Consider the following 7,359-nt stretch of genomic DNA (forward strand, 5'->3'; position numbering starts at 1 on the left):
TACGCTGTCCGAGGACAGGCGGGGCGTACGACGGCCCGAGGTGACTGGAGAGTAAGGTCCACCCCTTACCCCTGGTAACCCATCGGTAGGTTACGGGTGGGTAACGCCGGGGGTTTCAGGGGGAGTCGAGGGAAGGGGAGGGCGTTGGTCGGCACGCCGTTCGACGAGAGCGAGCGCCGGGCGTGGGCGGGGAGTGCGGCGGCCTACGAGACGAGCTTCGGCCGGCTCTGCGCATATCCGATCCCCCCGCTGCTGGACGCCGCGGGCGTGGGTGAGGGAGTGCGGCTGCTGGACGTCGGGACCGGTACCGGCGCGGTGGCCTCGGCGGCCGCGGCCCGCCGGGCGGAGGTCGTCGCCGTGGACGCCGAACCCGATATGGCCCGACGGGCCCGCCTGGCCGTCCCCGGCGTGCCCGTTCATGTTGCCGCGCTGCCACAAATCCCGTACCGGTGTGGCGCGTTCGACGCCGTCGTCGGCAACTTCGTACTCAATCACGTGGGACGGCCGAAAAGGGCCCTTGACGAACTGTGTCGGGTGGCCCGGCCGGGGGCGCGGATCGCGCTGACGATCTGGGCGGCCCCCGCGGCTCCGGGGCAGGCGCTGCTCGGGCGCGCCGTGCGGGCGGCCGGGGTGGAACGCCCGTCCCACCTACCGGCGTTGGCGCCCGAGGACGACTTCCCGCGCACCATGGACGGTCTGGCCGGCCTGTTGCGGGCGGCGGGCCTGGTCGACGTGGGCGCTCGTGCGCTGTCGTGGGGCCACCGCACGACGCCCGGGGAGTGGTGGAGCGGGCCGGCGGCCGGCGTGGCCACGATCGGTCAGATCGTGCTGAGCCGGGGGCCGGCCGTGGCCGAGCGGATCAGACGGCACTTCGCCGCGCTGGCCGAGGAGTTCACCGACGGCGACGGCCTTCTGGTGCTGCCGCACACGGCGTTGCTGGCGTACGGTCGGGTGCCTGAGGGGGTGCCGGCGTTGTCGAGGGCAGCCGGTTGAGGAACTCGCGCAGCACGGCGTTGAATTCGCCCGCCCGCTCCAGGTTCGGCAGGTGCGCCACTCCGTCGACGATCGCCAACTCGGCGTTCGGCACCCGTGCGTGGATGTCGCGGGCGTCGGCGACCGGTGTGTACGCGTCGTCCGCGCCGACCACCACCAGCACCGGCACCGCGACGTCCGACAGCAGGTCCCGGTAGTCGGGGCGCTCGGCGCGGCCGCGCAGTGCGGCCGCCGCGCCCTCGGGCGCCGTGCCCGTCATCATCCCCAGGACGTGACGGGCCACGTCCGGCCGGGTGTCGATGGTGTGCGGCGCGATCATCTTCGACAGGACCTCGTGTGCGTAGCCGTCCATCCCCTCGCGCAGGAGACGGTCGGCCATCGCGTGGCGGGCGGTCCGGCCCTCGGGCGTCTCCGCCGCGGCGAAGGTGTCCGCGAGGATCATTGCGTCGATCCGCTCCGGGAAGAGCCGGTGGAACTCCATGACGATCTGGCCGCCCATGGACAGGCCGCCGAGGACGAAGCGCCGCACGCCGAGCCGGTCGAGCAGGGCGACGGTGTCGCGGACGAAGGTCTCCAGCAGGGTCGTGCCGGGCACCACGGTGCTCTCGCCGTAGCCGCGGAGGTCCGGGGCGATCACCCGCCATCCGGCCCGGCTGAAGTGCTCCGTCTGCGGGCGCCACATCGTGCGGTCGAAGGGGTGCCCGTGGATGAGGACGAGGGCCTCCCCGCTGCCCTCGTCGTCGTACCCCACGGTGATCTCGTCGAAAACGGCCGTTGCCATGCCTGTGTCCCCTCTTCGATGGCTGGTTCCTCGATGCTATGGGGTGCAATCTCTCGGCACAATGTTAATAATGTGCTCGGTGCAATGTTCCGAGAGGGAGGAAACCCGAGCGATGGACGACTACCGGGCGATCGCCGATGGGCTGGCGGCCGATATCGCTGCCGGCCGGCTCCACCCCGGTGACCGGCTGCCGCCCCTGCGCCGGTTCGCCCGGGACCGGCGGATCGCCAGTTCGACGGCGGCCCGGGTCTACCGCGAACTGGGTCGACGCGGCCTGACGGTGGGCGAGGTCGGCCGCGGCACCTTCGTCCGCAGCGCCGAGCCGTCGGCCGAACCCGCGCTGGCCGAGCCGGGCGAGGCCCGGATCGACCTGGAGATCAACTTCCCGGTCCTGCCGGAGCAAGCCGCCCTGCTCGCCAAGGGGCTTGAGCAGCTGGTGCGCCCCGATGCGCTGGCCGCCGCGCTCCGCCCGGTGGGCGCCGCCGGTACGCCCGCCGCCCGGCAGGTCGCGGCCGCCCACCTCGCCCGGGCCGGCTGGGCGCCCGACCCCCGGCAGCTGCTCTTCGCGGGCAACGGCCGACAGGCCCTGGCCGCCGCGCTCGCCGCCCTGGTCCCGGCCGGTGAACGCCTCGGTGTGGAGGCGCTCACCTACCCCGTGGTCAAGGGCGTCGCGGCCCGCCTCGGCGTCACGCTCGTGCCGCTCGCCATGGACGAGCACGGCCTGACGCCCACGGCGCTCCGCGCCGCCGCTCCGCTGCGCGCCGTCTACCTCCAACCGGCGCTGCACAACCCGCTGGGCATCACGATGCCCGCCGCACGACGCAGTGAACTGGCGGAAATGCTACGGGAGTTGGGCGTGTACGCCATCGAGGACGCGATCTACGGATTCCTCCGCGACGACCTCGCCCCGCTCGCGGCCCTCGTCCCCGAACGCACCGTGGTCGTCGACAGCCTCTCCAAGCGGCTCGCGCCGGGCCTGTCCCTCGGCTTCCTCACCGTGCCGACGGGCGCCGTGCAGGACGTGGCGAACGCACTGCGCTCGGGGACCTGGACGGCCTCCCGCTTCGCGCTCGAAGCCGCGACCCGCTGGATGGCCGACGGGACCGCCGCGGCCGTCGAAGCGGCCAAGCGCGGCGACGCGGCGGCGCGCCAGCGCATCGTCGCCGAACGGCTCGCCGGCTTCCGGGTGCGGGCCGACCCGCACGCGTACCACTGCTGGTGGGAGCTGCCCGACCCGTGGCGCGCCGATACCTTCGTCGCCGCCGCGGCGCGCCGCGGGATCGCCGTCAGCCCCGCGGGGGCGTTCGCCGTCGGTGCCGGCCACGCGCCCAATGCGGTACGGCTGGCGCTCGCCTCCCCGCCGCTCGATGCGCTGGCCGAAGCGCTGGGCGTCCTGGGCGAGTTGGCGCGGGGCGCGCCGGAGGACGCCGGGCCGGAGTAACGGAGGGCGCCGGGCCGGAGCGAGTGGTGGGCGGCCGCGGCCCGGCGCCGTGGCGCTGCCGTTCCTCCCGTTCCGGTCAGGTGCCGCTCATCAGCTCGCTGAGCCCGATGCGCAGGTCGTCGGCGTTCATCACCGGCTGGAGCGAGACGTTCGCATGCAGATCCATGAAGAACGACTCCACCAGCGGAGGCATCTGTGAGGACTGTTGCATGTCGAAGTAGAAGAAGCAGGTGCGGTCGCCGCCTTCGACGGTGAAGTACGCCGCCTCCGGTTTCAGGGCGGCGATGGCCGTCTCCATGATCTTGGACAGGGTGCCGTTCTTGATCAGTTCATTGCCCGTGTCGGTCGGTATCCGGGCCTTCAGGACCATCCTCATCGGGCTCACTCCTCGTGGGGGCCTCGTGGAGTCGAGGGGTGAATATCCCCTTTGTCTCCCTTCTGTTCTCAGGGTCTCATGGACCGGAGCGGCGGTCAGGGGCCGAGCCGGAGGTGTTCGGGGCGGCCGCTGGGCGGCACCTCCTCGGCCGGGGACACCGGGCCCGGCGGCGTGCCACCGCCGAACGGCCGGCCGCCCAACTCCGCGCGGTGGTGAGGCGTCAACCAATCCGACAGGTCCGGCCCCAGCGGGACGATGCCGGTCGGGTTGATGCCCGTGTGCACCCGGTAGTAGTGCTGCTTGATGTGGTGGAAGTCCACGGTGTCGCCGAAGCCCGGCGTCTGGAAGAGGTCCTTGGCGTACGCCCACAGCACCGGGTCCTCGGCCAGCTTGAACCGGTTGCACTTGAAGTGCCCGTGGTAGGCGGGGTCGAAGCGGACCAGCGTGGTGAAGAGCCGGATGTCGGCCTCGGTGATGGTGTCGCCCACCAGGTAGCGCTGGTCGGACAGCCGCTCGGACAGCAGGTCCAGGCGCCGGAACAGATCGCGGAAGGCGGCGTCGTACTCGCTCTGCCCGGTGGCGAAACCGGCCCGGTACACACCGTTGTTGACGTCCCGGTAGACGCCGGCCATGACGATGTCGATCTCCTCGCGCAGCGGCTCCGGATACAGGTCGGGTGCGCCGGGCCGGTGCAGCGCCGTCCACTCCGTCGCGAAGTCCAGGGTGATCTGCTGGAAGTCGTTGGTGACCAGCCGCCCGCTGGGGACGTCGACGATGGCGGGGACGCTGACCCCGCCGGGATAGCCCTTCTCGCGGGCGTCGTAGGCCTCGCTGAGGAAGTGGATGCCGAGGACCGGGTCGAGTCCGTCCGGGTCCAGGGTGAAGCGCCAGCTGCGGTCGTCCTGGAGGGGGTCCGGGATGGCCAACGAGATCGCGTTCTCCAGGCCGAGCAGGCGGCGGGAGATGACGGCGCGGCTCGCCCAGGGGCAGGCGCGGCTGGCCACCAGTCGGTAGCGGCCGGCCTCCACCGGCCAGCCGTGGCGGCCGTCCGCCGTGATGCGGTCGGCGAAGTGGCTCCTGGAGCGCTTGAAGGGCTGTCTGCCGTACGCGGTGTTGCCGCACGGGGCGGCGCCGCCGGTGGGCTCGGGCATCACCGGATCCTTCCGTCTGCGGATGCGCGGGGTCTTGGGCGAGCCTTCCCGGACCGGAACCGCCACCCCCGAATACCGCCGGGTGTCAGCCGCCCGGCCGCAGCGACGACGCCGGCACATCGGGAATGCCGCGCTTCACGAGAAAATCCTGAAAGAGCGGTGGAACAGAATGCGGAAGCGCTCTGGAAAGCGGTGCTTGAACCTTCACGAAGCGGAGAACGGAAACCCGCCGGTAGGGATTGCGCTCGCCGCCCTTGGTCGCCGGAGAACAGCCGCGGTCGAGGGCCAGTCGTCCCTGCCCCGCCTCAGCTCAGATGGGTCAGATCCGGCCGCAGCCGGTGCCAGGTCGGGTGCCGCAGCCGCCCGGCCGAGGTCCAGCCGGTGAAGGCGACCTCCGCGACCAGCCGGGGCTCGGCCCAGTGCGCCCCCGCCGCGTCCACCGCGTTGACGAACGGGGAGCGGTCCAGCGGGATCACGCCCAGGTACTGCGCCAGCTCATGGCGTTCCCGGTCGGACAGGCCCGAGCCGACCGAGCCGACGTACCGCAACCCGGACGGCTCCGCCACGCCCGCCAGGACCGCACCGGGCAGCCCGGTGAGACCGCCGTGGCCCTCCGTCCAGCCACCGATGATCACGTCGAGGGTCAGCAGATGCTTCGTCTTGCGCCACTCGGGTGACCGCACCCCCGGCAGGTACGCCGAGGTCAGCCGCTTCGCCATCACCCCTTCGAGCCCACCCTGGAGCGAGGCCTGCCACGCCTGCTGCGCATGTCCCTCCACATACGCCGGCGCCGACCAGTTGGGGCCGCGCAGCCGCAGCCCGGACAGGACCGACCGGCGCTCGTAGTACGGCGAGCCGAGCAACGACCCGCCCAGGTACATCACGTCGAAGAGGACCAGGTGCACCGGGTGCTCCATGGCCAGCCGGGCGGTCCGCCGCGGATTGACCACCCCCATCCGGCGCTGAAGCAGCCCGAAGTCCGGTCGTCCGCGCGCGTCCAGGACCACCACCTCGCCGTCGAGCACCGCGGGCCGACCCTGCAACTGCGCACCGAGCGGAGCCAGCTCCGGGTACGTCGAGGTCGCGTCGTTGCCGGCCCGGGTGACCAGCCGGATCGTGCCGTCGCCCGGGGTGCTCACGATGCAGCGCGCACCGTCCCACTTGGCCTCGAACGCCCAGGCCGTCTCCTCGCCCGGATCGGGCAGCGGGCCGACCGTGGCCAGCATCGGCCGGATCACGGGGTACGGGGCCGAGCCGTGCTCGGCTGTCGGGGCCATGGTTCGATGATCGGGCGAGGCGGGGGCGTTCGCAGATCGGCGGCGCTCAGGGACGCCCCGCCCCCGTGGCGCGCCCGGCACCGCGTGGTGGTCCGCATCCAACGCCCGCTCCGCTGCCCCGGCATGCGCACCGCGGGACTCGGGGGACAGCGGCCGTCGGCCGTTCCCTAAGATCGTTTGCGCTGTGACATGTCAGCCGGGAGCGATGGAGGGTGCCCGATGAGCCGGGTGGTATTGGTGACCGGGGCGTCCCGGGGAATCGGACGAGCGGTCGCCGAGCTGTTCGCGGCCGGTGGCGACCGGGTCGCGCTGCACTACGCGTCGCGGCGGGAGGCCGCGGAGGAGGCGTTCGCGGGGCTGCCGGGGAGCGGGCACCTGCTGGTGCAGGGCGACGTGCGGACCCCGGAGGGCGCGGCGGCGATCGTCGAAGCGGCCGTGGACGGGCTGGGCGGCGTCGACGTGCTGGTCAACAACGCGGCCGCGAACGAGGCGCATCCGCTGGCCCGGACCTCGTTCGAGGACTGGCAGCGGGCCTGGCGGCAGATCGTGGACGTGAACCTGCTGGGCGCGGCGCACGTCAGCTACTGCGCGGCGCGGAACATGATCGAGCGGGAGGTGGAGGGCCGGATCATCAACATCGGCTCGCGGGGCGCGTTCCGCGGCGAGCCCGACCACCCCGCCTACGGTGCGACCAAGGCCGCCCTGCACGCGATGGGTCAGTCGCTGGCCGTCCATCTGGCGCCGTACGGGATCGGCGTGGCGTCGGTGGCCCCCGGGTTCGTGGAGACCGAGCGGGTTGCGGAACGACTCACGGACGACGTGCTACAGCAGAGCCCCTTCGGCCGGGTCGCCGCACCGCGCGACGTGGCGTCCGCCGTCCACTACCTCGCCTCGCCGCAGGCGGTCTGGACCTCCGGGGCGGTGCTGGACGTCAACGGCGCGTCGTACCTGCGCTAGCCGGCTGCGCCCGGGTACGAAGATGCCCCGGCCGAACGGGGGATTTCGGCCGGGGCGGCAGCGCGGGCACGGGGGGAGGCCCGCGTGCACTTGAACGATAAACCATTGGGGAGGCTGTCCGCGCACGGAGTGACCGTTCTCACCCTTTTGTGAGCCTCCCACGTTGTCGGCTTTCCCGCCGTGGCCTGGCGGCCGGCGTTCTCCCCACGTTGTTGGCTTTCTCGCTGTTGCGCCTGCGGCGGGCTGTGCCGCTGCGCGGGGCTGTTCGCTGCGGGTGTGGGCCTGCGGGGCTGGGTGTCCGGACTGCTTCGCTTTACGTCCGGACACCCAGCCCCTCCGGCCCCCACCCTCCCGTGGGTGGGAAGGAAGAAGGCCGGTGGGGG

Annotated in this window: 7 protein-coding genes; 3 read left to right on the forward strand and 4 right to left on the reverse strand. The window is 72.6% G+C overall.

Going from position 1 to position 7,359, the window contains the following annotated elements; genetic code table 11:
* Nucleotides 1–144 precede the first annotated feature (144 nt).
* Nucleotides 145–993 (forward strand): class I SAM-dependent methyltransferase, encoded by an 849-nt coding sequence (locus AB0C96_RS40595; RefSeq protein WP_362925034.1) that lies wholly within the window; start codon nt 145–147, stop codon nt 991–993.
* Here AB0C96_RS40595 and AB0C96_RS40600 read toward each other — a convergent pair.
* Complete coding sequence (locus AB0C96_RS40600) at nt 893–1,774, reverse strand: alpha/beta hydrolase (protein ID WP_362925035.1); 882 nt, start codon at nt 1,772–1,774, stop codon at nt 893–895. The genes AB0C96_RS40595 and AB0C96_RS40600 overlap by 101 nt on opposite strands.
* A 112-nt stretch (nt 1,775–1,886) precedes the next feature.
* On the opposite strand from AB0C96_RS40600, the gene AB0C96_RS40605 reads away from it, so the two are divergent.
* Nucleotides 1,887–3,215 carry a PLP-dependent aminotransferase family protein gene (locus AB0C96_RS40605; RefSeq protein WP_362925037.1) on the forward strand — a complete coding sequence of 443 codons (1,329 nt, stop codon included), beginning with the start codon at nt 1,887–1,889 and terminating at the stop codon, nt 3,213–3,215.
* 76 nt (nt 3,216–3,291) lie between these two features.
* Here the strand turns inward: AB0C96_RS40605 and AB0C96_RS40610 are convergent, their stop codons facing one another.
* The 3 genes from AB0C96_RS40610 to ligD form a co-directional block, all read right to left on the reverse strand.
* Entirely contained in the window at nt 3,292–3,591 is a 300-nt protein-coding gene (locus AB0C96_RS40610; protein ID WP_362925038.1) for a hypothetical protein, read from the reverse strand.
* Between the two features lie 95 nt (nt 3,592–3,686).
* Nucleotides 3,687–4,742 (reverse strand): glutathione S-transferase C-terminal domain-containing protein, encoded by a 1,056-nt coding sequence (locus AB0C96_RS40615; protein ID WP_362925039.1) that lies wholly within the window; start codon nt 4,740–4,742, stop codon nt 3,687–3,689.
* Between the two features lie 305 nt (nt 4,743–5,047).
* On the reverse strand, nt 5,048–6,019 hold the full coding sequence (ligD, locus tag AB0C96_RS40620; protein ID WP_362925041.1) for a non-homologous end-joining DNA ligase: 972 nt from the start codon (nt 6,017–6,019) through the stop codon (nt 5,048–5,050).
* 219 nt (nt 6,020–6,238) lie between these two features.
* On the opposite strand from ligD, the gene AB0C96_RS40625 reads away from it, so the two are divergent.
* Nucleotides 6,239–6,976 carry an SDR family oxidoreductase gene (locus tag AB0C96_RS40625; protein ID WP_362925043.1) on the forward strand — a complete coding sequence of 246 codons (738 nt, stop codon included), beginning with the start codon at nt 6,239–6,241 and terminating at the stop codon, nt 6,974–6,976.
* The last annotated feature ends 383 nt before the right edge of the window (nt 6,977–7,359 follow it).

It is taken from the genome of Streptomyces sp. NPDC048506, assembly GCF_040651315.1.
Classification (GTDB): domain Bacteria; phylum Actinomycetota; class Actinomycetes; order Streptomycetales; family Streptomycetaceae; genus Streptomyces.

Excerpts from the sequence above, each read along its gene's own strand:
- AB0C96_RS40600 (WP_362925035.1), bottom strand. The coding sequence starts at position 1,774 with ATGGCAACGGCCGTTTTCGACGAGATCACCGTGGGGTACGACGACGAG.
- AB0C96_RS40605 (WP_362925037.1), top strand. The coding sequence starts at position 1,887 with ATGGACGACTACCGGGCGATCGCCGATGGGCTGGCGGCCGATATCGCT.
- AB0C96_RS40610 (WP_362925038.1), bottom strand. The coding sequence starts at position 3,591 with ATGAGGATGGTCCTGAAGGCCCGGATACCGACCGACACGGGCAATGAA.
- AB0C96_RS40615 (WP_362925039.1), bottom strand. The coding sequence starts at position 4,742 with ATGCCCGAGCCCACCGGCGGCGCCGCCCCGTGCGGCAACACCGCGTAC.
- ligD (WP_362925041.1), bottom strand. The coding sequence starts at position 6,019 with ATGGCCCCGACAGCCGAGCACGGCTCGGCCCCGTACCCCGTGATCCGG.
- AB0C96_RS40625 (WP_362925043.1), top strand. The coding sequence starts at position 6,239 with ATGAGCCGGGTGGTATTGGTGACCGGGGCGTCCCGGGGAATCGGACGA.